Annotated in this window: 24 protein-coding genes; 19 read left to right on the forward strand and 5 right to left on the reverse strand. The window is 67.4% G+C overall.

The features are described 5' to 3' along the window. Positions 1-4: 4 nt before the first annotated feature. A complete protein-coding gene (locus H6900_10260) occupies positions 5-211 on the reverse strand; it encodes a heavy-metal-associated domain-containing protein (GenBank protein ID MCC0073657.1) in 207 nt (68 codons plus the stop codon). Between the two features lie 152 nt (positions 212-363). Between H6900_10260 and H6900_10265 the strand changes: the two genes are divergently transcribed. Then, on the forward strand, positions 364-1038 hold the full coding sequence (locus H6900_10265) for an orotate phosphoribosyltransferase (protein MCC0073658.1): 675 nt from the start codon (positions 364-366) through the stop codon (positions 1036-1038). 75 nt (positions 1039-1113) lie between these two features. Here the strand turns inward: H6900_10265 and H6900_10270 are convergent, their stop codons facing one another. Continuing rightward, a complete protein-coding gene (locus tag H6900_10270; GenBank protein MCC0073659.1) occupies positions 1114-1947 on the reverse strand; it encodes an AraC family transcriptional regulator in 834 nt (277 codons plus the stop codon). 122 nt (positions 1948-2069) lie between these two features. Then, a complete protein-coding gene (gene miaA, locus H6900_10275; protein ID MCC0073660.1) occupies positions 2070-3008 on the reverse strand; it encodes a tRNA (adenosine(37)-N6)-dimethylallyltransferase MiaA in 939 nt (312 codons plus the stop codon). A 74-nt stretch (positions 3009-3082) separates the two neighbouring features. Here miaA and H6900_10280 point away from each other — a divergent pair, with 74 nt between their 5' ends. From H6900_10280 to lpxB, 13 genes are all read left to right on the forward strand, one after another. After that, positions 3083-3808 (forward strand): UMP kinase, encoded by a 726-nt coding sequence (locus H6900_10280; GenBank protein MCC0073661.1) that lies wholly within the window; start codon positions 3083-3085, stop codon positions 3806-3808. A gap of 106 nt (positions 3809-3914) precedes the next feature. After that, a complete protein-coding gene (gene frr, locus H6900_10285; protein MCC0073662.1) occupies positions 3915-4478 on the forward strand; it encodes a ribosome recycling factor in 564 nt (187 codons plus the stop codon). Positions 4479-4529: 51 nt separating this feature from the next. Next, positions 4530-5255, forward strand: coding sequence for a di-trans,poly-cis-decaprenylcistransferase (uppS, locus tag H6900_10290; GenBank protein MCC0073663.1), 726 nt, complete (start codon positions 4530-4532; stop codon positions 5253-5255). Then, positions 5255-6043, forward strand: a complete 789-nt coding sequence (locus H6900_10295; GenBank protein ID MCC0073664.1) for a phosphatidate cytidylyltransferase — start codon at positions 5255-5257, stop codon at positions 6041-6043. Before uppS ends, H6900_10295 begins: the two co-directional genes overlap by 1 nt. After that, a complete protein-coding gene (locus tag H6900_10300) occupies positions 6043-7215 on the forward strand; it encodes a 1-deoxy-D-xylulose-5-phosphate reductoisomerase (GenBank protein ID MCC0073665.1) in 1173 nt (390 codons plus the stop codon). The genes H6900_10295 and H6900_10300 overlap by 1 nt, the downstream gene beginning before the upstream one ends. Before the next feature lie 21 nt (positions 7216-7236). After that, complete coding sequence (rseP, locus tag H6900_10305) at positions 7237-8562, forward strand: RIP metalloprotease RseP (protein ID MCC0073666.1); 1326 nt, start codon at positions 7237-7239, stop codon at positions 8560-8562. Between the two features lie 79 nt (positions 8563-8641). Continuing rightward, entirely contained in the window at positions 8642-8803 is a 162-nt protein-coding gene (locus H6900_10310) for a hypothetical protein (GenBank protein ID MCC0073667.1), read from the forward strand. 272 nt (positions 8804-9075) lie between these two features. Continuing rightward, complete coding sequence (gene bamA, locus H6900_10315) at positions 9076-11340, forward strand: outer membrane protein assembly factor BamA (GenBank protein ID MCC0073668.1); 2265 nt, start codon at positions 9076-9078, stop codon at positions 11338-11340. Next, positions 11340-11999 carry an OmpH family outer membrane protein gene (locus tag H6900_10320; GenBank protein MCC0073669.1) on the forward strand — a complete coding sequence of 220 codons (660 nt, stop codon included), beginning with the start codon at positions 11340-11342 and terminating at the stop codon, positions 11997-11999. Before bamA ends, H6900_10320 begins: the two co-directional genes overlap by 1 nt. A gap of 96 nt (positions 12000-12095) precedes the next feature. Next, positions 12096-12581 carry a 3-hydroxyacyl-ACP dehydratase FabZ gene (gene fabZ / locus H6900_10325; protein MCC0073670.1) on the forward strand — a complete coding sequence of 162 codons (486 nt, stop codon included), beginning with the start codon at positions 12096-12098 and terminating at the stop codon, positions 12579-12581. Position 12582: 1 nt separating this feature from the next. Beyond that, complete coding sequence (gene lpxA, locus H6900_10330) at positions 12583-13380, forward strand: acyl-ACP--UDP-N-acetylglucosamine O-acyltransferase (GenBank protein ID MCC0073671.1); 798 nt, start codon at positions 12583-12585, stop codon at positions 13378-13380. After that, positions 13377-14177, forward strand: coding sequence for a UDP-2,3-diacylglucosamine diphosphatase LpxI (gene lpxI, locus H6900_10335; GenBank protein ID MCC0073672.1), 801 nt, complete (start codon positions 13377-13379; stop codon positions 14175-14177). The genes lpxA and lpxI overlap by 4 nt, the downstream gene beginning before the upstream one ends. Further along, complete coding sequence (gene lpxB, locus H6900_10340; GenBank protein ID MCC0073673.1) at positions 14174-15346, forward strand: lipid-A-disaccharide synthase; 1173 nt, start codon at positions 14174-14176, stop codon at positions 15344-15346. The genes lpxI and lpxB overlap by 4 nt, the downstream gene beginning before the upstream one ends. 32 nt (positions 15347-15378) lie before the next feature. On the opposite strand, the gene mnmA is transcribed toward lpxB, so the two are convergent. Further along, complete coding sequence (gene mnmA, locus H6900_10345; GenBank protein ID MCC0073674.1) at positions 15379-16518, reverse strand: tRNA 2-thiouridine(34) synthase MnmA; 1140 nt, start codon at positions 16516-16518, stop codon at positions 15379-15381. 153 nt (positions 16519-16671) lie between these two features. On the opposite strand from mnmA, the gene H6900_10350 reads away from it, so the two are divergent. From H6900_10350 to recG, 4 genes are all read left to right on the forward strand, one after another. After that, complete coding sequence (locus tag H6900_10350; GenBank protein ID MCC0073675.1) at positions 16672-16950, forward strand: DUF1153 domain-containing protein; 279 nt, start codon at positions 16672-16674, stop codon at positions 16948-16950. Between the two features lie 93 nt (positions 16951-17043). Beyond that, the gene (locus tag H6900_10355) at positions 17044-17757 is read left to right on the forward strand and encodes a response regulator transcription factor (GenBank protein ID MCC0073676.1); all 714 of its coding nucleotides are present in this window, start codon (positions 17044-17046) and stop codon (positions 17755-17757) included. A 55-nt stretch (positions 17758-17812) separates the two neighbouring features. Then, positions 17813-20047 carry an NAD-dependent DNA ligase LigA gene (gene ligA, locus H6900_10360; GenBank protein MCC0073677.1) on the forward strand — a complete coding sequence of 745 codons (2235 nt, stop codon included), beginning with the start codon at positions 17813-17815 and terminating at the stop codon, positions 20045-20047. Further along, positions 20044-22131, forward strand: a complete 2088-nt coding sequence (gene recG, locus H6900_10365) for an ATP-dependent DNA helicase RecG (protein ID MCC0073678.1) — start codon at positions 20044-20046, stop codon at positions 22129-22131. Before ligA ends, recG begins: the two co-directional genes overlap by 4 nt. Before the next feature lie 331 nt (positions 22132-22462). On the opposite strand, the gene H6900_10370 is transcribed toward recG, so the two are convergent. Further along, positions 22463-22903 (reverse strand): iron-sulfur cluster assembly scaffold protein, encoded by a 441-nt coding sequence (locus tag H6900_10370; GenBank protein ID MCC0073679.1) that lies wholly within the window; start codon positions 22901-22903, stop codon positions 22463-22465. Positions 22904-22939: 36 nt separating this feature from the next. Between H6900_10370 and hisI the strand changes: the two genes are divergently transcribed. Continuing rightward, positions 22940-23299: a phosphoribosyl-AMP cyclohydrolase gene (gene hisI, locus H6900_10375; GenBank protein MCC0073680.1), complete on the forward strand. Its 360-nt coding sequence runs from the start codon at positions 22940-22942 to the stop codon at positions 23297-23299.

Below are 23299 nucleotides of genomic sequence, written 5' to 3' on the forward strand. Positions count from 1 at the left end.
GCGCTCAGGCCGGGGCCGGGGCGGCCGGGAAACCGATGCGGTCCAGCGCCGCGATCGCGGCGGCCGGCTCCAGCGGGCCGCTGACGGTCACCTGGCGGCTGTCCATGTCAAAGACCGCGGCCCCGCCCAGAGGTTCGAGCGCGGCGGTGATCGAGGCGCGGCAATGCCCGCAGCTCATGTCGGGAACCGAAAGGGTGAAGGTGTCGCTCATCGGGGCCTCCTGCTTGTCTGGCGACGAAACCCCTGGCGACCGGGGCTGTCAAGCCTTCCAGCCACGGGAAGGGGCGCGAATTCCGTGCCGCCGATTGCCAGCCCGCCGCTTTGGCGCTAAGTGCGGCCCGTCCCCACCCGCAGGAGCCCCCGATGATCCCGACGCCGCATATCGACCCGGCCCAGATGGCCCGACTGACCGCCCGGATGCTTCTGGACGTCGGCGCGGTGCATTTCAACGCGCGCGAGCCCTTCACCCACGCCTCGGGCAACAAGGCGCCGACCTATGTGGATTGCCGCAAGCTCATCAGTTTCCCGCGCATCCGCGCCACGCTGATGGATTTCCTGGCCGCCAAGGTGATGGCCGCCGCCGGATTCGAGGCCTTCGACAACATCGCCGGCGGCGAGACCGCGGGCATCCCCTTCGCCGCGCTGATCGCTGAACGCCTGGCGCTGCCGATGACCTATGTGCGCAAGAAGCCCAAGGGCTACGGTCGCAACGCCCGGATCGAGGGGGTGATGACCGAAGGTCAGCGCGTCCTTCTGGTCGAGGACATGACCACCGACGGCGGCTCCAAGCTGAGCTTCGTCGATGCGATCCGCGAGACCGGCGCCAGCTGCGCCCATACCGCGGTGATCTTCTACTATGACATCTACCCGGAAACCGTGACCCGGCTGGGCGACCACGGGGTCAGCCTGCACTACCTCTGCACCTGGTGGGACGTCCTGGCCGAGGCCCGCGCGCGCGGCGATTTCGACGCCGAAACCCTCGATTCGGTCGAGGCCTATCTGCGCGCGCCCAGGGCCTGGACGCCGCCCGGCGCCTGATCCGGCCCGATCATCTTGTCGAAAATACGCCGGGGGTGCGGGGGCGGCGCCCCCGCGCGCGACACCGGCGCGCGGTCAGGCCCGGGGCACCACCGGCCCCGCGGGCTTCTTGCGGAACGCGCTGGGCGTCATGCCCGCGTTCTTCTGGAAGGCGCGGGTGAAATAGCCCGGCGAGTTGAAGCCGAGCATCTCGGCGACGTGCTTGATCGGCATCCGCGTCTCGGTCAGCAGGCGGCGGGCCTCGAAATGCAGCCGGTCGTCCAGCAGTTGATGCGCGCTCTTGCCGCACGAGGCGCGGCACACCCGGGTCAGGTGGGTCGGCGTGACGCCCAGGGCCTCGGCGTAATCGGCCACCGCCCGGTTCGAGCGGAAATCGCGCTCCAGAAGCGACGAATAGCGCGCCACCAGTTGCTGCGCGGCGGCCGGGCGCTGGGGCATCGTTTCCAGCGCGCGCTCGCGTTCCAGCTGGCGGTCCATCCAGACGCCCAGCAGCCCCAGATGGTGCTGGGCGGCCTTTTGCGACCCCGAGCGCGCGCTTTCCAGTTCGCGCTGGATGGCCTCGAGGATCGCCACCAGTTCCTTTTGCGAGATCGGATCGCGCGGGCGCAGGAAATGCGGCGTTCGCGGCAGGTCGAGCCCGTGGTTGCGCCCGAAGAAGACCGAGCTTCCCTGCACCCGCGCCGCCATCTCGAACCCATACATCGTGCCCGGCGGAATGAAGACCGCGTTGTTGGGCCCATAGCCGCGGGTCGATCCGGCGACGGTGATGCGCCCCTGTCCCTGGGTGAACCACAACAGGACCGGCTCGCGCAGGGCGCGCATGGCCTCGACACGCCAGCGGCCGGCCGCGGCCAATCGTGAGATGGGCGTCAGTCTCAGGGACGACGGGGTATCGGGAATGATGGTCATCATCGGTCCGTGGCAGCGGCGTGCGACAACCCTAGGGGCCGCGCCCCGTGCAACCCAAGGAGAATCACACGCGCCCGTGAACACCCCGCGGCAGGCGTTGCAAAACGGTGACTCTGGACAAGTCAGGGGATAACCCTGTGGATCCAGCCCGTCATGCGGTTGCGAAACCAGCTGCGTTGACGCTTCGCGAACTGGCGCGTGGCCAATGTTGCGGCATCGACGGCCTCTGGCAACGAGATGTGGCCCTTGAGATGGGCGGTCAGTTCGGGTGCGCCGATGGCTTTTGTCCACAGCGCCGACGCCGGCTGGCCGCCGTCGGCGGGCCAGTGGGGCAGGGCGGCGCGGGCTTCGTCCAGGGCGCCCTGGTCCAGCATCTGCGCAAAGCGGCGGGCGATTCGGTCGTTGAGCCAGTCCTTGTCGGGCCGCAGCACCCAGGCGGTGGCATGCGCCAGCGGCAGCGCCGGCGTGCCGGTTTCGGCCTGCCAGTCTGCCAGGCCCCGGCCAGTGGCGCGCAGGACCTCCCAGGCGCGTTGCACGCGGGCCGGGTTCCGGCGGTCGATCCGCTGCAAGGTCGAGGGGTCCAGATCGGCCAGCAGCGCGCCGATCCCCCGGTCGCGCAGGATCGCATCGGCCTCGGCGCGGATCGCGGGCGGGGTTGGCGGAATCTCGGCCAGCCCCTCGGTCAGGGCGGTCAGGTAAAGCCCGGTTCCGCCCACGATCACCGGATTTGCGGGCAGAAACGGCGCCACCTCGCGCAGCCAGTGGCCCACCGAATAGTCGGCGCCCCTGGGCACATGCCCATACAGCCGATGCGGCACGCGGGCCTCGTCGCGGGCCGAGGGGCGCGCCGACAGGACGCGCCAGGCATCGTGCACCTGCAACGCGTCGGCGTTCACCACGGTGCGGCCCTGCGCCTCGGCGATGGCCAGGGCCAGCGCGGACTTGCCGCTGGCGGTCGGCCCGGCGATCAGCACGGGCTTGTCCGGGTCGGGCAGGGGCAGGTCGGCGAACATCGGCGGGTTGGCGGGTTTGTCGTTGATCCTGCCGGGGTTTTCCGACATTTTGCGCGCGATTGAAACCACCCGATTGCCGCCCCGCCGTTCCGGCGCTGGCGCCGGGCAAGGAAAGGCCCCCGATGAGCACATCCGCCCCCCCGTCCTATCGCCGCGTCATGCTGAAGATCTCGGGCGAGGCCCTGATGGGCGACCAGGGGTTCGGCCTGCATCCGCCCACCGTTCAGCGCATCGCGCACGAGGTGAAGGCGGTGCATGACGACGGGGTCGAGGTCTGCATGGTGATCGGCGGCGGCAACATCTTTCGCGGGCTCTCGGGTTCGGCCCAGGGGATGGAGCGGACGACGGCCGACTACATGGGGATGCTGGCGACGGTGATGAACGCGCTGGGGATGCAATCGGCGCTGGAGCAGCTGGGCATCCACACCCGCGTCATCAGCGCCATTCCGATGGACCAGGTCTGCGAACCCTATATCCGCCGCCGAGCCGTGCGCCACCTTGAGAAAAAGCGCGTCTGCATCTTTGCCGCAGGCACCGGAAACCCGTATTTCACCACCGACACCGCCGCGACGCTGCGCGCCAGCGAAATGGGCTGCGAGGGCGTGTTCAAGGGCACCAAGGTGGACGGGGTCTACGACAAGGACCCCAAGAAATTCCCCGACGCCAAACGCTACCAGACCGTCAGCTACGACGAGGCGCTGGAAAAGAACCTGGGCGTGATGGATGCGACGGCGATCGCGCTGGCGCGTGACAACAAGCTGCCGATCATCGTCTTCTCGCTGGACGAGCCGGGCGGCTTCCGCACGATCCTCGGCGGTCGGGGAACCTATACGCGCGTGCAGGGCTGACGCGGCGCTCACACGCTTGGGTGTTTCTTTTTCAGCCCCGCCGGGGTAGATCATGACGCCGACCCCCGCCCCATCCGGCGGGCCCGGCCCGAGACAGGAAGAAAGCATGTCCGACGAGATCGAAATCGACATCGACGACCTCAGCCGCCGCATGGACGGGGCGCTGGCCTCGCTGCGCACCGAATTCGCAAGCCTGCGCACCGGGCGGGCCTCGGGGTCGATGCTGGAACCGATCCAGGTCGATGCCTATGGCCAGATGACGCCGATCAACCAGCTTGGCACGGTGAACGTGCCCGAACCCCGGATGGTGACGATCAACGTCTGGGACAAGGGCATGGTGAACAAGGTCGAGAAGGCCATCCGCGAAAGCGGCCTGGGCATCAACCCGCAGCTCAACGGCACCATCATCATGCTGCCGATCCCCGAGTTGAACGAGGAACGTCGCCGCGAGCTGACCAAGGTCGCGGGCGCCTATGCCGAGCACGCGCGCGTCGCCGTTCGCAACGTGCGCCGCGACGGCATGGACCAGATCAAGAAGGCCAAGAACGCCGGCATGTCCGAGGATGACCAGAAACTTTGGGAATCCGAGGTGCAGGAACTGACCGACAAGCACATCGCGCTGGTCGACAAGGCGCTTGAATCGAAACAAGAAGAGATCATGCAAGTCTGAGTGCCGCCCGCGCTGCCGGGACCGCGTCGCGTTTCAATCCTTGGAGTTTCCATGCCCAGCGAGTCCGGCACGCCACGCCGCATTCCGCGCCATGTCGCCATCATCATGGACGGCAATGGGCGCTGGGCGGTCAACAAGGGGTGGCCGCGCCTGGTCGGGCACCGGAAAGGGTCCGAGCGCGTCAAGGAGATCGTCCGCGCGGCGCCCGGGCTGGGGATTGAATGGCTGACCGTCTACGCGTTCTCGACCGAGAACTGGAAACGCTCGACCGAGGAAGTGCTCGGTCTGATGCGGCTGTTCCAGCGCTATATCCAGCGCGAGGCCGAGGCGCTCTCGGCCGAGGGGGTGCGGCTGCGTTTCATCGGTGACCGCCGCCGGCTGGAGCCCAAGCTTCAGGACCTCATGGCCTGGATCGAGGCACGGACGATCCGCAACACGCGGCTGAACCTGACCGTCGCCATCAATTACGGCGGCCGCGACGAACTGACCCGCGCCGCGCGGCGTCTGGCCCGCCGCGTCGCGGCTGGCGACCTGGACCCCGAGGCGCTGGACGAGACCGCGCTCGATCAGGCGCTGGACACCGCCGACATGCCCGACCCCGACCTGGTGATCCGCACCTCGGGCGAGACGCGGGTGTCGAATTTCCTGCTGTGGCAGGCCGCTTATGCGGAATACGAGTTCACCCCGGTGCTGTGGCCCGATTTCACGCCCGAGACCCTGGCCGATATCCTGCACCGTTATGCCACGCGCGAACGCCGGTTCGGAGGGGTGAGTTGATGAGCGATTTCACCGATCTGAGGGCCCGGGTGGTGTCGGCCGTCGTCATGGTCGCGGTCGGCGCGGGCGCGGTCTGGGCCGGCGGCTGGGTCTTTGCCGCGCTGGCCGTGCTGCTGGCGGGGCTGATGGGCTGGGAGCTGTGGCGCATGATGGCGCCGGCCGATCCCTTTGGTCGGGCCGAGGCCGCGGGCCTCGTCGCGGCGCTGCTGGTGGCGATCTTCACGCTGTATCAACCGGGCTGGATCGGCCTTGGGGGGCTGGCGCTGGGGGCGCTGGTGATGGCCGGTCGGATGCCGCGCGACAAGGGGATCTTCGGCCTGTATTACGGGCTGATCCTGTGGGCGGCGCACGGGTTCATCCTGCTGCGCGAGGGTCTGGGCCTGACCTTCCTGCTGTGGCTGCTGCTGATCGTCATCGCCTCGGACGTGGCGGGGTATTTCGCGGGCCGCATCCTGGGCGGGCCCAAGTTCTGGCCGCGGATCAGCCCGAAAAAGACCTGGTCGGGCACGGTCGCGGGCTGGCTGCTGGCGGCGCTGGTCGGCTGGGGATTTGCCGCGGCGCTGAACCTCGGTTGGGTGCTGGTGCCGCTGTCCGCGCTGCTGGCCTTTGCCGGGCAGATGGGCGACATCGCCGAAAGCGCGATCAAGCGGCGCACGGGGGTCAAGGATTCGTCGGCCCTGATCCCCGGGCACGGCGGGGTTCTCGACCGCTTTGACGCGATGATCGCGGTCGCCGCGCTGGCGCTGATCCTGGCGCTGGCGGGGGCCTTTTCGGGGTTGCACGGCTGATGCGGCGGGTCACGGTCTTCGGGTCCACGGGGTCGGTCGGGGTCAGCACGCTGGATCTGCTGGCGCGGCGCGACGATCTTCGGGTCGCGGCCCTGACCGGCGGGCGCAACGTGGCGCTATTGGCCCGGCAGGCGGTGGCGCACCGGGCCGAACTGGCGGTCACGGCGCACGAAGACTGCTACAAACCCCTCAAGGAGGCGCTTGCGGGCACCGGTATCGCGGTGGCGGGCGGGCCCGGCGCGGTGGTCGAGGCCGCCTATCGCCCGGCCGACTGGGTGATGTCGGCGATCGTCGGCGCGGCGGGGCTGGCGCCCGGCTTTGCCGCCCTCAGCCAGGGCCGGACGGTGGCGCTGGCCAACAAGGAATCGCTGGTGACCGCGGGCCCCCTGCTGCTGGCCGAGGCGCGCGCCCATGGCGCGACGATCCTGCCGGTGGACAGCGAACATTCGGCGGTGTTCCAGGCGCTGGCCGGCGAGGATATCGCCGCGGTCGAGACGGTCACGCTGACCGCCTCGGGGGGCGGGTTGCGCGACTGGCCGCTGGAGCGGCTCAAGCTGGCCACCCCCGAGGACGCGGGCCGCCATCCCAACTGGGACATGGGCCAACGCATCACCATCGATTCGGCGTCGATGTTCAACAAGGCGATGGAGGTGATCGAGGCGCATGAGTTCTTTGCCCTGACGCCCGACCAGATCGCCGTGCTGATCCATCCGCAATCGCTGGTCCACGCGCTGGTCGCCTTTCGCGACGGCGCGGTGATGGGGCACCTGGGCGCGCCCGACATGCGCCATCCGATCGGCTACGCGCTGAACTGGCCGCAGCGCGCGGCGCTGCCGGTGGCGCGGCTGGATCTGGCCCGCGCCGGGCGTCTCGATTTCGCCGAACCCGACCTGGCGCGCTATCCGGCGCTGGCGCTGGCGTGGCAGGTGATGCGCGCGGGCGGTGCGGCCGGGGCGGTGTTCAACGCCGCCAAGGAAATCGCGCTCGACCATTTTATTGCCAGAAACATCGGGTTTCTGGACATGGCCCCGGTCGTCGAATCGACGCTGGCGCGGTTCGCGGATCTGGCCGATCTCGGCGCCGCGCCGCGCTCTCTGGCCGAGGTTCTGGCCATCGACACCGAGGCGCGCCGCCTTGCGGGCGCCGCCGCCGCGGCCCGTCGCGCGGCCTGACGACAACAAAGGACGTTCACCATGGGTCTGCTGCCCGAGTTCGGCAATCTGTTCTTCACCCTGGGCGCGTTCATCGTCGCGCTGTCGATCATCGTCACGGTGCACGAATACGGGCACTACATTGTCGGCCGCTGGTGTGGCATCCACGCCGAGGTCTTCAGCCTGGGTTTCGGTCCCGTGCTGCTGAGCCGGGTGGACCGGCGCGGCACGCGCTGGCAGGTCGCCGCGCTGCCCTTTGGCGGCTATGTGAAATTCCTGGGCGATGCTGACGCGGCCTCGGCCGGTGCGGACGAGGCGGTGATGTCGCATCTCGACGCGGGCCAGCGTCGGCGCACCATGCACGGCGCGCCGCTCTGGGCGCGGGCGGCGACGATCTTTGCCGGGCCGGCGTTCAATTTCCTCTTTTCCATCGCCGTGTTCGCGGGGTTCCTGTGGGTGCAGGGGCTGCCGGCGGACACCCCGCGCGTGGGCGCGGTGCATCCGATGCCGGGCGTGATGGAGCTGCGCCAGGGCGATCTGATCACCGCGATCGACGACCAGCCGGTGCCCGATCTGCGCGCCTTCTACCGGGTCGCCGACGCGATCCCGCCCGAGGCCGTCACCCGCTACGCCATCGAGCGCGACGGTCAGGCGATGACCGTGCAGGGGCCGCACCCGATTCCGCCCCGTGCCGCCGGGATCGCGCTGGCGTCGGCCGCGCGCGACGCGGGGATGCAGGTGGGCGACGTGGTGCAGACGGTGGACGGGGCGCCGGTCACCGCCTTCAGCGAACTGCCGCCCCTGGTCGCCGCGGCCGAGGGGGCGCCGGTCGCGCTGGGCATCTGGCGCGACGGCGCGACGCTGGACCTGAGCCTGACCCCGCGGCGCACCGACCTGCCGCTGCCCGATGGCGGATTCGAAACCCGCTGGCTGATCGGCCTTCAATCGGGGACCTTCTTTGACCATCCCACCCGCGCCGTGGGTCCGATCGAGGCCCTGCCTCTGGCCGCGGGGCAGATCGGCGGCATCGTGTCGAATTCGATCTCGGGCCTCTACCACATGGTCACCGGCGCCATTTCGACCTGCAACCTGTCGGGGCCGGTCGGCATCGCCACCACCTCGGGCGAGATGGCGGCGGACGGGTTGGGCAGCTTCATCTGGTTCCTGGCGGTGCTGTCCACGGCGGTCGGATTGCTGAACCTGTTCCCGATTCCGATCCTGGACGGCGGGCACCTGGTCTTTCATGCCTACGAGGCCCTGGCCGGCCGGCCACCGAACGAGCGCGTGCTCAACCTGCTGATGAGCTTGGGCCTGGTGATCCTGGGGGCGATGATGCTGTTCGCGCTGGGCAACGACCTGTTCTGCTGACGCGAAACCGCCCCGAAGACGCCCCGTTTCCGCCGCATTCCGCCGTCAGGCTGGGGGGACCAGAAAACGGGTTCGCCTCATGTTCTTGCCCTCTCACGCCCCCCGCAGCTTGCGCGCGATTTACGCGGTCTCGTCCGAACGGCTGTGGTTCGGGCTGGCGGTTCTGGTCGGCCTCGTGCTGGCCGGCGAACTGATCGAGGCGATTCTGGCGCACGCCCCACAGGGATTGCCGGCGTTCTGATCGGATCGCCCCGTTTCGCCGATTCCCGACTTGCGACGATGCATTGAATCCCCACCATCTTGCGAAAGTGCGGGTGGGGCGACGCAACGCTTTGACATTGCCGGCCCGTCTCGCTAGTCAGAACAAAACAAACGGCGGTAACACGGGGCTTGGGAATGCGCGTCTCACACGTGAAAATTCTTGCGCGCGTCCTTCTGCGGGCCATGCGCCCGTTGTCGGGTTTTGCAGCGATTTTCCTTTTCGTTTCAGTGGTTTCTTTCGGCGCCTCCTCGATGGCAGGGGCGCAGACCTATCGATTCTCGTCGGTTTCGGTCGAAGGCAACGCGCTGATTGACGACGACACGATCGTCGGATTCGCGAGAATCGCTCGCAACCGCAGCATGAGCGGCGCGGAACTCAACGCCGCCTATCAGCGAGTCGCGGGCACCGGCTTTTTCCGCAGCGTCGATTTCCGCCCCGCGGGCAACCGTCTGGTCATTTCGGTCGAGGAATACCCGGTCATCAACCGCGTCGCGATCGAGGGCAACCGCAGGCTCAACGACGAGCGCCTGTCGGCCGTCGCGCAATCGCGGGCGGGCGGTGTCTATTCGCCCGCGCAGGCCGAAGCCGACGCCAACGCGATGGCGCAGGCCTATGCCGACGCGGGGCGCCTGTCGGCGACCGTGACGCCGCGGTTGATCGAGCGCGCGGGTGGCCGCGTGGACCTGGTGTTCGAAGTGGCCGAGGGGCAGGTCGTCGAGATCGAGCGCATTTCGTTCGTCGGCAACCGGACCTTTACCGAGCGTCGCCTGCGCAATGCGATCTCGACCAACCAGGCCGGGCGGCTGAGCACGCTGTTCCGCGCCGACAATTACAACGCGCAGCGCATCGCGCAGGACCGCCAGACGTTGCAGGACTTCTACCTGTCGCGCGGCTTCATCGACGCGCAGGTGCTGTCGGGCGTGACCGAACTGTCGCGCGAACGCGACGGCGCCTATGTCACCTTCACCATCCGCGAAGGGCAGCAGTATCGCGTCGGTCACGTTACCGTCGTGTCCGAGATCGACGGCATCGACCCGGCCGCCTATCAAGCTGCGCTGACCGACCGCACCGGCCAATTGTTCACGCCGACGGTCATGGAGACCATGATCCAGCAGGTCGAGCGCGTCGGCTATGAGAGCGGGCAGCGTTTTGTCCGCGCCGATACCCGCCTGCACCGCAACGAGCGCGACGGCACCATCGACGTGGAACTGGCCCTTGTGCGCGGCGAGCGGGTGTTCATCGAACGCATCGACATCCAGGGCAACGCGACGACGCAGGATCAGGTGATCCGCCGCCAGTTCGCCGTGGCCGAAGGCGACCCGCTGAACCCCCGCGAACTGCGCGAGGCGGCCTCGCGGATCCGCGACCTGGGCTATTTCTCGGACGTGCAAGTCAACCCGACGCAGGGGTCCAGCGCCGAGCAGGCGGTTGTCGATGTGCAGGTCGAAGAGACCAGCACCGGCTCGCTCGGGTTCGGTCTGACCTATGGGTCCAACGGCGTTGGCGGCAACGTCAGCTACAACGAGACCAACTTCCTGGGGCGTGGCCAGCGTCTGAACCTGACGTTTTCGACGGTGCCCAACCAGCAGGCGTTTTCGGTGGACTTCAGCGAGCCCGCGCTGCTGGGCCGCGACCTGGCGTTCGGCCTGAACATGGGTCTGACCTCCAGCTCGGCTAACGGGGCATCGACCTTCTTCGATTCGCGGTCGCTGAGTTTCTCTCCGTCGCTGACCTTCCCGGTCAGCGACTATGGCCGGATGAGCGTCCGCTACTCGTTGAGCCAGACCGAGATCACCGTGCCGGCCGCCTATGCCGCCAACATCGCGACCCGTGTAAGCGCGGACGCCGGCCGGGCGCTGACCTCGTCGGTGGGCTTCACCTACACCTATGACACCCGCGTCAACGGCCCGAACCCCGACCGTGGCTTTGTGTTCCGCTTCGCGGGCGATGTCGCGGGTCTGGGCGGCGATCGTCGTTGGGCGCGCTCGACCGTTCTGGCGGGCTATCGCCAGCAGGTGATGGACGGTGCGGTGACCTTGAGCGCCGAATTCGAGGCCGGCGCGATCGCGCACCAGTCCGGCCCCAGCCGCATCAACGAACGCTTCGGGCTTAACAGCGACCAGATGCGCGGCTTCGACAGCTTCGGTCTTGGGCCGGTCGCCTATGGCGCCGCGGCAACCGACCGCAACGGTCTGGGCGGCAACTTCTTTGCCGTCGCCCGGTTCGAGGCCCGCTTCCCGCTGGGTCTGCCGTCGGAATACAACGTGCGCGGTGGCCTGTTCCTGGATGTGGGCTCGATCTGGGGCGTTGACAGCCCGGCGATGGCAGCCTGCCCGGGCAATGTGGCGGCGCCGAACTGCTACATCGACGACCAGTCGCTGCGGGCGGCGGCGGGTGTGGCGGTGTTCTGGGGCTCGCCCATGGGCTTGCTGCGATTCAACTTCGCGGTTCCGCTGCGGCGTGCGTCCTATGACCAGGTGCGGCGCTTCGACCTGACCATCGCCTCGCAGTTCTGATGCTTCGGCACGGGTTGACGATCCTTCTGGCGGGGGCGCTGATCGGCGCCCCCGTTGTCGCATTGGCGCAGACCCCCGCCGCGCCGGACAGTCCCACGGTCCAGGGCCTGAGCAGCCTTCCGTTTCGCGTGCTGGATCAGGAGCGGCTGCTCAGGGAATCGCGCATGGGGCAACAGATCCTGGCCGGGATCGACGCCGAGCGGCAGGCGCTCGAGGCCGAGAACCAGACCCTGTTCGACCAGCTTTCGGCCGAGGAACGGGCCCTGACCGACGCCCGCCCGACCCTGACACCCGAGGATTTCCGGGCCCGCGCCGATGCCTTCAACACGCGGGTCGAAACGATCCGCTCTGAACGGGCACAACGCGCGCAGGAACTGGCGCAGCATCAGCAGGCCGCCGAGCAGCGGTTCTTCGACGCGGTTCTGCCGGTGCTGGCCCGCTTCATGGCCGACGAGGGGGTCGCGGCGCTGTTGCGGCCCGAGGCCCTGCTGGTGCGCGCCGACGCGATGGACATCACCGACGAGATGATCGCCCGGCTGGACGCGACGATGCCCGAGGGGCCGCAGCCAGCCGCCACGGGCGATGGCACCGCACCCGCACCCGACACGCCCGCACCCGACACGCCCGCACCCGACACGCCGTCGCCCCCCCAGGACTGACCGCCGCGCGCTTGTGGGCGCAAGGCGAAGTTGATAGGTCTTTGCGATGAACCGGGCCGCCTGCGGCCCGGTGCCCTGTTTCCTGCGGAGTGCCCGATGCCCGATACCGCCCAAACGCGCGACTGGTCCACCACCACCGAGGCCGACCTGGCGCTGATCATGCGCATCATTCCCCATCGCTACCCGTTCCTTCTGATCGACAAGGTGCGCGATATCGTGGCGGGCGAGACCGCAACCGGTGTCAAGAATGTCACCTTCAACGAACCGCATTTTCAGGGTCATTTCCCCGGCGCGCCGATCATGCCCGGCGTCACCATCATCGAGGCGCTGGCGCAGACCTCGGCGGTGCTGGTGGGGCTGACGCTGGACCTGGTGGACAAGGAGCCGCTGGTCTATTTCATGTCCATCGACAAAGCCAAGTTCCGCCGCAAGGTGGTGCCCGGCGACGTTCTGGACCTCCACGTCAAGGTGCTGCGCGGCTCGTCGAAGATCTGGAAATTCGAAGGCCGCGCCTCGGTCAACGGCGAGATGGCCGCCGAGGCCGAGTTCATGGCGATGATCGACCTGACGAAGCGGGGCTGACATGGGCATCGACGCATCGGCACAGATCCACCCCTCGGCGGTGGTGGAAGAGGGCGCGGTCATCGGCCCCGAGTGCCGCATCGGACCGTTCTGCGTGGTTGGCGCCGATGTCACCCTGGGCCGGGGCGTGGTGCTGAAATCGCACGCGGTCGTCACCGGCTGGACCGAGATCGGGGATGAGACGGTGATCTTTCCCTTTGCCACCGTGGGAGAGGTGCCGCAGGACCTGAAATACAGGGGCGAGCGCACGCGGCTGATCGTCGGAAAGCGCAATCGCATCCGCGAGGGTGCGACGCTCAGCACCGGGACCGAGGGCGGCGGCGGGGTGACACGCGTGGGCGACGATTGCCTGCTGATGACCGGGGCGCATGTCGGCCACGACGCCCAGATCGGCGACCGGGTGATCCTGGTCAACCAGGTCGCCGTCGCCGGCCACTGCGTGCTGGGTGACGACGTGATCGTGGGCGGACTGTCGGGTATCCACCAATGGGTGCGGATCGGCAAGGGCGCGATCATCGGCGCGGTGACGATGGTCACCAACGATGTCATGCCCTACGGCCTGGTGCAGGCCCCGCGCGGCGAACTCGAGGGGTTGAACCTGGTCGGCCTGAAGCGGCGCGGCGTGGACAGGGCCGAGATCACCGCCCTGCGCGCCGCCTATCAGATGCTGGCGCAGGGCGAGGGGACCTTCCTGGACCGGACCCGGCGCCTGGCGGACGAAACGGAAAGCGTGCATGTGCGCGAGATCACCGATTTCATCCTGGGCGCGACCGACCGGTCCTTTCTGACCCCGAAATGAGCCGGGTCGCGCTGATCGCCGGTGCCGGGCGCTTGCCGGCCGAAATCGCGGCCGTTCTCGATGCGCCCGTGGTTTGCGCGCCGGCCGGCGTTACACCCGATGGCGTGGCGGTCGAGGTCGTCTTTCACTTTGAACGCCTGGTGCCCTTCCTGCGCGCGCTTGGCGCGCGGGGCGTCGATCGGGTGGTGCTGGCCGGGGCGGTGCACCGGCCTCGGCTGGACCCGGCCTTGTTCGATCGCGATACGGCCGCCCTGGTGCCCGATCTTCTGGCGGCGATGCAGGGCGGGGATGATGCGGCGCTGCGCTTTCTGATCGCTTTGATCGAATCGTTCGACCTGTCGGTTCTGGGGATCGCCGACCTGGCCCCCCAGCTTCTGGCGGGCGAGGGCGCCTTGACCTCGCGCGCGCCCACCGCCCAGGAATTGCGCGACGCCGAGCGTGGGCGCGCGGTGCTTGCCGCGCTGGCGCCGGCCGACGTGGGGCAGGGCTGCGCGGTGGTCGAGGGTCTCTGCCTGGGGATCGAGGTGCTGTTCGGCACCGACGCGCTGCTGGACGACATCGCCCGTCACCGCGCCCTGCGCGAACCGCGACTTGGTGGCGTTTTCATCAAGCGCAGCAAGGACCGGCAGGACCTGCGCGCGGATCTGCCGACCATCGGCCCCGCGACCGTCTCTGCCGTTCGGGCGGCCGGGTTGACCGGGATCGCGGTGCAGGCCGGCCATGTGCTGGTGCTGGAGCGAGCGCAAACCTTGGCCCTGGCCGACGAGGCCGGAGTCGCGATCTGGGGGGCGCCGTGAAGCTGTTCGTGATCGCGGGCGAGCCCTCGGGCGATGCGCTGGGGGGGGCGCTGATGGCAGGCCTCAGGACCCTCGCGCCCGGCATCGCCTTTGTCGGTGTCGGCGGCCCGTTGATGGAGGCCGAGGGCCTGCGCAGCCTGTTCCCCATGGCCGAACTGTCGGTCATGGGCCTGGCCGAGGTGCTGCCGAAATACCGCCAGCTCAAGCGCCGCATTCGCGAAACCGCCAACGCGATCGCGCACGAGGCCCCCGACGCGGTCGTGACCGTCGACAGCCCGGATTTCTGCCTGCGGGTGCTGGCGCTGGCGCGGGCCGCGAACCCGCGGTTGCGGACCATCCACTATGTCGCGCCCTCGGTCTGGGCATGGCGGCCGGGACGGGCGGCGAAAATGGCGCGCGTCGTGGACCATGTGCTGGCGCTGTTGCCGTTCGAGCCGCCCTATATGACCCAAGCCGGCATGAGCTGCGATTTCGTCGGCCATCCGGTCGTCGCCCAGCCACAGGCCAGCGCCGACGAGGCCACGATCTTTCGCGCGGGGGCCCAGGTCCGCGAGGGCACGCCGTTGATTTTGTGCCTGCCCGGGTCGCGCCGGGGCGAGGTCTCGCGCCTGTTGCCCGTGTTTCGCGACGCGCTCGAACGGGTTGTTGCCGGCCATCGCGGCGCGCGTATCGTGATCCCGACCACGCCGAACGTGACCGCGCTGGTCCGCAGCATGACGGCGGGTTGGCGGGGGGTCATCGTCCTGGATCCGACCCTTGCCCCGCCCGCCGCCTACGCGCGCCAGAAACGCGCGGCCTTCCGCGCGGCGGATGTGGCGCTGGCGGCTTCGGGCACGGTGTCGCTGGAACTGGCGGCGGCCGGCACGCCGATGGTGATCGCCTATCGCATGAACGCGATCAGCCAGGCGATCATCGCGCGTCTGTTGCGGGTGGACAGCGTGACGCTGGTGAACCTGGTCAGCGAGACCCGCGCGGTGCCCGAATTCATCGGTCCCGACTGCCGGGCCGAGGCGATCGCGCCGGCGATCGAGACGCTTCTGGGTGCCGGCCGCGCGGCGCAGCTCGCCGCGATGGAGGCCACCATGGACCGGCTGGGTCGCGGCGGCGAGGCTCCCGGTCTGCGCGCGGCGCGGTCGGTTCTTTCGGCGGTCACGCGCGGCCGGGCCTGAGACGCGCCTGACCCGGGCCCGGGCTGCGGCGATCAGGCGCCCCGCCAGATCCAGCCACCGCCCAGGACACGGCCGCCCTCGGGCGTGTAAAAGACGCAGGCCTGTCCCGGGCTCACGCCTTCCTCGGGTGTCAGCAACTCCACCTCGGCGGTGGTGGGGCCGGTGGGCCTGACGATCGCCTCGGTCGGCGGACGGGTCGAACGGATTCGCACCCGCATGGATATTTCGGATATTGAATCAAAGGGTTGATCGCCAAGCCAGTTGATCTCGCGCACCGGAACCTTGCGCGTGGCAAGGGCCTCTTTGGGGCCGACAACGACCTGCTTGCGCTCTGCATCGAGCCCGACGACAAAGAGCGGTTCGCTCAGCCCACCGATCCCCAGCCCGCGCCGCTGACCGATGGTGTAGTGGATCACGCCCCGATGCTGACCCAGGACCTGGCCGTCCAGATCCACGATCTCACCCGGATCCGCCGCGCCGGGGCGCAACTTTTCGATCACCGCCGCGTAGTTTCCGTTGGGAACAAAGCAGATGTCCTGGCTGTCCGGCTTGTCTGCGACCGCCAGACCATGCCGGGCGGCCAGCGCGCGGGTCTCGGCTTTCGAGGTCAGATGCCCCAGCGGGAAGCGCAGGTAGTCCAGTTGCTCTTGCGTTGTCGAGAACAGGAAATAGGACTGGTCCCGCGCCGCATCGGCGGCCATGTGCAACTCGGCCCGGTTCGGGCCCATGTGGCGCTGAATGTAGTGTCCCGTCGCCATGCAGTCCGCGTCAAGATCGCGCGCGGTTTCCAGCAGATCGCGGAACTTCACCCGTTCGTTGCACCGGATGCAGGGCACGGGCGTTGCGCCGGCAAGGTAGGAATCGGCAAATTCCTCGATCACGGCCTCGCGGAACGTGTTCTCGTAATCGAGGACGTAATGCGGAAAGCCCAGCGTTTCCGCCACGCGCCGCGCGTCATGAATGTCGCGCCCGGCGCAACAGGCGCCGGATTTGGCCAAGGCCGCCCCGTGGTCATAAAGTTGCAGCGTCACGCCGATGACATCGTAACCCTCCGCTTTCAGTTGGGCGGCGACCACGGAACTGTCGACCCCGCCGGACATGGCGACCACGACGCGCGTGTCTTGCGGGGCCTTGGCAAAGCCCAATGAGTTCACGCCCGTGTCGCGTGTCATGATGTCTCCGAGATCTTGCGGAAGCGTTAAGACGGTTCGCGCGAAATATAGGAAAATGCGCGGCACTCTCAACCCCTGCCGCCCCGCCGCTTCAACGGGTCCTTAAGGCTGACTTGTCACCGTGGGCCCGGGATGAAGGAAAGGGTGAATTCCATGTATCTGAAACGAATTGACGGGCCGCGGGCGGTGACCTTGCCGGATGGAACGATCTTGAGCCGGGCCGATCTCCCGCCGGCCTCGACCCGGCGATGGGTTGCCAGCCGCAAGGCGGTGGTCGTGCGCGCCGTGGCCCATGGGCTGATCGCGCGCGATGACGCGCTGGACCGCTATGACCTCAGCGATGAGGAGTTCGAATCCTGGACCCGCGCGGTCGCCAACCACGGAATCGACGCGCTGAAGGTCACCGCTTTGCAGAAGTATAGACAACTTTAGCGATAGTGTGCTTGGATGCAGGTCACGGTAACCGTGCGTTAACGATTTTTGCCCACAGTCGGGGCAGTCCAGGGTTAATGCGGAGTCCGAGCCATGCGAGTCCTTCTCGTCGAAGACGATCCCACCACGTCGCGCAGCATCGAGTTGATGCTCACGCATGCCAATTTCAATGTCTACTGCACCGACCTGGGGGAAGAAGCGGTCGAGTTGGGGAAACTCTATGATTACGATCTGATCCTGCTGGATCTCAATCTTCCCGACATGGCCGGGCTCGATGTGTTGCGGCAGATCCGCTTGGCACGCGTCAACACGCCGATCCTGATTCTGACCGGCGAAGAAAGCACCGACGTGAAGCTGAAGGGCTTCGGCCATGGCGCCGACGACTACATGACGAAGCCTTTTCATCGCGACGAACTGGTTGCCCGCATTCACGCGATCATTCGCCGCAGCCAGGGCCACGCGCAGGCGATCATTCATACCGGGCGCATTTCCGTCAACCTGGACGCCAAGACGGTCGAAGCCGATGGCGAGGCGGTGCATCTCACGGGCAAGGAATATCAGATGCTCGAGCTGTTGAGCCTGCGCAAGGGGACGACGCTGACCAAGGAGATGTTCCTGAACCACCTCTACGGCGGCATGGACGAACCGGAACTGAAGATCATCGACGTGTTCATCTGCAAGCTGCGCAAGAAGTTGGCCGAGGCGACCGGCGGCGAAAACTACATCGAGACGGTCTGGGGCCGCGGCTATGTCCTGCGCGATCCGGTGCGCAGCGGCGGTCGGGCGCCGCGGGCGATCAGCGCATAGCTCTGGAAAATTCCGCGCGACGCCCCTATCACGGGGAAAAGCGCGGGAGTATCGAATGCCGCATGAGACACCGGTCGAATCCCTGACGGAAGATCAGGCCATCGCGGAACTGGCGTGGTTGGCTCAAAGGATCGACGACGCCAATCGCGCGTATCATCAAAAGGATGCGCCCGAGCTCTCCGATGCCGAATACGACGCCCTGAAACGGCGCAACGCGGCGATCGAGGCCCGGTTTCCCGATCTGAAGCGCGCGGACAGCCCCTCGGATCAAGTTGGCGCCGCACCGGCCGAGGGATTTGGAAAGATCCGTCATGCTGTTCGGATGCTGTCCCTGGCCAACGCCTTTGACGAACAGGACGTGACCGATTTCGACGCGCGGATCCGCCGATATCTCGCGCTCGACGATCAGACCACGCTGACGTATACGGCCGAGCCCAAGATCGACGGCCTGTCGCTGTCGTTGCGGTATGAACGGGGTCAGTTGATCTATGCGGCCACGCGCGGCGATGGCGAGACGGGCGAGGATGTGACGGCAAACGCACGCACCATCGCCGACATTCCGCAGTCCCTGGACGATGCGCCCGATCTGTTGGAGGTGCGCGGCGAGGTCTACATGACGCACCGCGATTTTACCGCCCTCAACGCGACCGGGGGCCGCAACTTTGCCAATCCGCGCAACGCCGCCGCCGGGTCGCTGAGGCAGCTCGATCCGGAAATCACCCGCGCGCGTCCGCTGAGCTTTTTCGCCTATGCCTGGGGTGTCCTGTCCGCACCGCTTGGCGCGACCCAGTGGGACAGCTTGGAAAAGCTGAAATCGCTCGGTTTTTCCGTCAATCCGTTGACCAGAAAGTGTCACGGTGCGCGGGAACTGCTGGCACAGTATCGTCGGATCGAAGAGGCCCGCCCGGATCTGGGCTACGATATCGACGGCGTCGTCTACAAGCTGGACGACCTGGCCTTGCAAGAGCGACTGGGCTTTCGCTCGACCACGCCGCGCTGGGCCATCGCCCACAAGTTTCCCGCCGAAACCGCCTGGACCCGGCTCGAAGCGATCGACATTCAGGTCGGGCGGACGGGGGCACTCAGCCCGGTTGCGCGGCTTGCGCCTGTGAACGTGGGCGGGGTCCTGGTTTCGAACGCGACCCTCCACAACGAGGACTATATCGCCGGTCGCAATTCTCAGGGCGAAGCAATTCGCGACGGGCGCGACATTCGCGTCGGCGATTGGGTGCAGGTCTATCGCGCAGGCGATGTCATTCCCAAGATCGCCGATGTCGATCTGGCGCGACGCCCGGCCGATGCGCAGCCCTTCCGCTTTCCAGACCATTGCCCCGAGTGCGGCTCGACCGCGGTGCGCGAACCGGGAGATTCCACGCATCGGTGCTCGGGCGGGTTGATCTGCCCCGCCCAAGCCATCGAGAAGTTGAAGCATTTTGTGAGCCGTGGCGCATTTGACATCGACGGGCTCGGTGCGAAACAGATCGAGATGTTCTTTGCTGACGAACTGCTCGCCGTGCGTGAACCCGCCGACATCTTTACGCTGGCCGTCCGCGACGCGGCCAATCTGGCGAAATTGAAGAACCGCGACGGCTTTGGTGACCGCAGCGCCGCGAAGCTTTTCGAAGCGATCGAGGCCCGCCGAGTCATCTCGCTGCCCCGCTTCCTGTTCGCGCTGGGCATCCGCCATCTTGGCGAAGTGGCCGCAGGCGATCTTGCCAGACATTTTGGCCGCTGGCCGGATCTCGCCGCTGCCGCCGATCTGGCGGCCCCGGCTGCCGAATGCCAGATTGCCGCGGACGCCGCCGAATTGTCTGAGCGGACCCGCGCGGCCGAGGAAGGGCGCCGGCCTGAAGTCAAGAAGGCACGCGATGCCGCCTGGCAGTCCCTTGATCCGTCGGCACGCGCGGCGTGGGACGACCTCGTCGGAATCGAGGGGGTGGGCGCGGTGTTGGCCGCATCCCTTCTGACCACCCTCGCGCAACCAAGAGAGCGCGAGTCGATCGACCGGTTGGTGGCGCAGTTGGTCGAGATCACGCCACCCGAAATCCGGACCGAGGCCGGCGCGCTGGCCGGAAAGACCGTGGTGTTCACCGGAACCCTGACCCGAATGACCCGGGCCGAGGCCAAGGTTCGGGCCGAATCCCTGGGTGCGAAGGTGGCCGGTTCGGTCTCTGCCCGGACGGATTTCCTGATCGCGGGCGAGGGGGCGGGGTCGAAGGCAGCCAAGGCCGAAGCCCTGGGGGTCACGGTGATTGACGAGGACGCCTGGTTGGCGATGAGCGGCGGATGACCGGCCGGCCCGAGAGCCTCTTTCCGCTGTTTGGCACATTGGAGGGGCTCGATGGCGTCGGCCCCAAGACATCAAAGTTTTTCAATGCGCTAGGCGTCGAAACGCCCAGGGACCTGCTGTTCCTGTTGCCGCAATCGGGCATTGATCGGCGCCCGTTGGCGTCGGTGCGTGACGGCCCGGTGCCCAGTGTCGTCACCGTCGAGGTCGAGGTCGGCAATCACCTTCCGGCCCGCAGTCGTGGCCGCCCCTACCGGGTGATCGTGCGCGACGAGCGGCAGGAATTCTTTCTGGTCTTTTTCCACCCTCGGGCCGAGTATCTGCAACGGATCTTGCCGACCGGCCAGCGTCGGCTGGTGTCCGGGCGGGTTGAGACCTTTGACGGCGTCTACCAGATGGCGCATCCCGATCATATCCTGACCTTGGCCGACAGGGACGAAATGCCGTTGTACGAGCCGGTCTATCCGCTCGCGGGTGGATTGACGCAAAAGATGATCCGGCGCGCCCTCGCGTCGGCGCTCGAGCGGGCGCCGGACCTGAGCGAGTGGATCGACCCGGCGCTGAAGGCCAAGATGGGGTGGCCGGATTGGCGCGCGGCGATACAGTCCGTTCACGCCCCGAACACCGCCGCCGATCTGGCCCCGACGGATCCGGCGCGGCAGCGGCTGGCCTATGATGAACTGCTGGCCCACCAGTTGACGCTGGCAATTGCGCGATCGTCGCGCCGGCGTTCCGGCGGCATCGCGACCCGGGGCGATGGGCATCTGGTCGCGCGGGTCCTCGACGCCTTGCCCTATGCCCCGACGGGGGCTCAACGACGCGCGATCGCCGAAATCACCGACGACATGGCCTCGGACATGCGGATGAACCGGTTGCTCCAAGGCGATGTCGGGGCCGGCAAGACCCTGGTGGCCCTCGCCGGATTGCTGACTGCGGTCGAGGCCGGCGGTCAGGGCGCGCTGATGGCACCGACGGAAATTCTGGCGCGCCAGCATCTCGCCAGTCTTTCCCCGATGGTCGAGGTCGCACAGGTCCGGATGGATCTGCTGACCGGGCGCGACAAGGGTCGGGACCGCGTTCGCAAGCTTCGCGATCTTGCCGAAGGGCGCACCCAGATCCTGATCGGCACCCATGCGTTGTTTCAGAACGATGTGACGTTTGCCGATCTGCGGCTTGCCGTTATCGACGAACAGCACCGTTTCGGCGTGGCCCAGCGCATGGCCCTGGGGGAAAAAGGGGACCGGGTCGACAGTCTGGTCATGACCGCGACACCCATTCCGCGCAGCCTGGCGCTGGCACAATATGGCGATATGGATCTGTCCCTTTTGGACGAGAAACCGCCGGGGCGCAAACCGATCGTGACCTCGCTTGCCTCGACCGAGCGGCTGGACGAGGTCGTGGCCCATCTCGCGCAGGCCCTGGCCGAAGGGCGTCAGGCCTATTGGGTCTGTCCGCTGGTCGAGGAAAGCGAAACCGTCAACCTGACCGCCGCGCAGTCGCGGTTCGAAAGCCTGCGCGCCGTGTTGGGCGATACGGTCGGCCTGGTGCACGGCCAGATGTCGCCCCTGGACAAGGACGCGGCGATGGCCCGATTCGTTGCCGGCGAAACGCAGGTTCTGGTCGCGACCACGGTTATCGAGGTCGGCGTCAACGTTCCCAATGCCACGATCATGGTGATCGAGCGCGCGGAAAGTTTCGGTCTGGCGCAGTTGCACCAGTTGCGTGGCCGGGTCGGGCGCGGCGCGGGGGCATCGACCTGTCTGTTGCTTTACGATCCTCCATTGGGGGAAACGGCCGCGCGTCGGCTGAAGCTGATGCGCGATACCGAAGATGGCTTTCGCCTGAGCGACGAGGATCTCGCCATGCGGGGCGCTGGCGACGTCATCGGCACCGCGCAATCCGGCCTTCCCAGGTTCCGGTTGGCGGATCTGGAGCGCCAGGCCGCGCTGATGGCCATTGCACAAAGCGATGCGCGCAAACTGTTGGCCGATGACTCCGATCTCGAATCTGCGCGCGGGCAGGCGGCGCGGATTCTGCTGTGGCTGATGGAACAGGACCGTGCGATTCGACTGATTCGGATTGGTTGACCCCTTTTGTTCACAAAAAGTTCTTGCATCATGCGGGGGAAAATGAGAACAAAGAGTTAACAAAAGGGGAGAGGGCCGATGAAACGTTTCCTTCGTCAGATACACCAGCCACGCGATGAACGCCTTGCGATGCTGGGCGACGCGGCGGGCGCGATCGGCCTTTTCATCTTGCTGCTGGCCGTGCTGCACTTGCCCCTGATGTCCTGATCTTTCGCCGACTGCCTTGCGGTCTGGCCAGGCGCCTCTGTCCCGGCGCCCCAGTCCCAGACACGCCACTCAACGCCGCGCTCAGCGCGGCGTTTTTTTTTAACCGGATGTTCAGCGAATCAGGTCAGAGTGTTGCCTGGCGGGCGGCTTCGGCCGTGGCCTGCACCGCCAAAAGGATCGAGGCATGGCGATTCTTGAAGTCTCGGGCCGGCAGCAGGGCTTCGAAACCGTCGAACGGCGCGTCGGGCACCGGACCGTCCGATTTCAGCATGGCCTCGAGCTGCCGTGCCGCGGTTTGCAACTCGTCGGCGGAGCGCCCCAGGGCGGCCGATCCCAGCACGGCCGCCGCGGCCTGGCCCAACGCACAGGCCTTGACCTCTTGCGCAAAGCGCGAGACCCGGCCGTACTGCATCGACAGGTCCACGGTCACCGTCGATCCGCAGAGCGGCGAGCGCAGGCGAACGCTTGCCTGCGGGTCCTTCAACCGGCCGAGATGCGGGATTTCGGCCGCCAATGCCAGGATTCGGGTGGAATACAGCTTGATCAGGTCAGGGGTTTCGGACACTTCAAATCGCTCCAATGCCGTGAAAGGATATAGGCCATGCCCTTCGATCCGCAATCCCTGCGTTACGATGCCAATGGCTTGATTCCGGCCATTGCCCAGGACCATGCCAGCGGCGAGGTCCTGATGATGGCCTGGATGAATGCCGAAGCCGTCGCGCAGACCCTGGCGAGCGGGCGCGTCACCTATTGGTCTCGGTCGCGTCAGGCCTTCTGGATCAAGGGCGAGAGTTCCGGGCATGTGCAGCGACTGGTCGATTTCCGCGTCGATTGCGACCGGGATTGCCTGCTGGTGCTGGTCGAACAGACCGGCCCGGCCTGCCACACGCTGCGCAGAACGTGCTTCTACACCGCCGTGCGGGGCGATGACGAAGTGGAACTGATGCGGCCCGAGGGGTAG

The sequence above is a fragment of the Rhodobacter sp. genome, assembly GCA_020637515.1.
GTDB lineage: Bacteria > Pseudomonadota > Alphaproteobacteria > Rhodobacterales > Rhodobacteraceae > Pararhodobacter.